Genomic DNA, 1,190 nt, shown 5'->3' with positions numbered 1-1,190 from the left:
GTGTCTTTCTTGAAATAGCCGGACACGACAAGGACGGAATTGCCCATGCGGATTTCCGTCACGCAGTCGGGGCGGCGGGTGGTGCGGGTGTCGTGCTGCTGTCTATCTGCCATAGGCAATACTCCTTTCAGTCGGTAATCAGTTTCTTCATGCTCTCCATTTTCCGCTGCGCGGTTTCCTGCCGGAAGTTGTCGCCGGTAAAGCGTACCGGGACGCACATGGAAAGCAGGCGGTCATAAATCCGGGAATGGGCGGTGTCCTCCGGGTTCCGCAGGTCGTCCAGCGTGAGGTTGGTCGTGACGATCAGCGGCTTGCCGCTACGGTAACGGCTGTCAATCACATTGAAAACCTGTTCCAATCCATACTCGGTGCCGCGCTCCATGCCGAAGTCGTCAAGGATAAGCAGCGGATAGCGGCAAAGGCGGGAAATGTACTCGTTGCGGTTCTCAAAGCTGGCGGCAAGGTCGTTGAGGATAAGGGCAAAGTTCGTCATGTGGACGGGGATTTCTTTCTCCATGAGGGCGTTTGCAATACAGCCCGCAAGGTAGCTTTTCCCGGTTCCCACGCCGCCCCAGAACAGGCAGCCGATATTGTCGGCTCGCATATCCTCCCAGTGTTCCACATACCGGCGGGCAATCCCGGCCTGCGGATTTCTGCCGTTGTCGTTCTCAAAAGTCCAGTCCCGCATGGTGGGGTCGGTAAAGCCCCGGCGTTTCAGTTCCTCCACGGTGTCAAGGTGCCTGCGCCGCTTCTCTGCGGCCTCCCGTTCCTCGCGGGCGGCTCTCTGACAGTCGCACTCTGCCGGGTGGCGGTCACGGCCAAAGATAGCAGCCTTATCCGGCGCAAAATAGGCTTCTTTCGGCTTGCGGCACTTGCCGCAGTACAGTAAACCGTCCTCGCCGGTGTAGTCCTCCGGCTCCGGGGTGGTGGCCGTCATATTCTCCAAAACAGCGTTGATTTCGTTCTTCATAAACTCTCGCCCTCCTTGCATGAGTAGTCTGGTATGCCCTTTTTCGGGGCTTTCCTGGCTGCGTCCTCCTGCGCCCATTTGTAGATTGTGGCGGCATGGCTGCGGTATCGCTTGCCGCTGGACGCGATATGGCAGGATAGCCGGTCAATGTAGTAGTTCCATTTGTCGGGCAGGTCTGCTTTCAGCCCGTCCAGTTCTGATTGCGAAAGAAAGACATTTT

The 1,190-nt window shown here is 57.6% G+C and carries 1 protein-coding gene and 1 pseudogene; both read right to left on the bottom strand.

Annotated elements, in window-relative coordinates; all coding sequences use genetic code 11:
- Positions 1–127: 127 nt before the first annotated feature.
- Positions 128–970 carry an ATP-binding protein gene (locus tag B5F19_RS16790; RefSeq protein ID WP_009259634.1) on the bottom strand — a complete coding sequence of 281 codons (843 nt, stop codon included), beginning with the start codon at positions 968–970 and terminating at the stop codon, positions 128–130.
- Positions 967–1,190, bottom strand: a pseudogene (locus B5F19_RS16785) (replication protein); the annotation flags it as partial. The pseudogene B5F19_RS16785 and the gene B5F19_RS16790, both read right to left, overlap by 4 nt.

The organism is Pseudoflavonifractor sp. An184, assembly GCF_002160305.1.
Lineage (GTDB): Bacteria > Bacillota > Clostridia > Oscillospirales > Oscillospiraceae > Lawsonibacter > Lawsonibacter pullicola.
The sequence above is the reverse complement of the archived record's forward strand: the minus strand, read 5'-3'. Positions and strand labels throughout refer to the sequence as shown.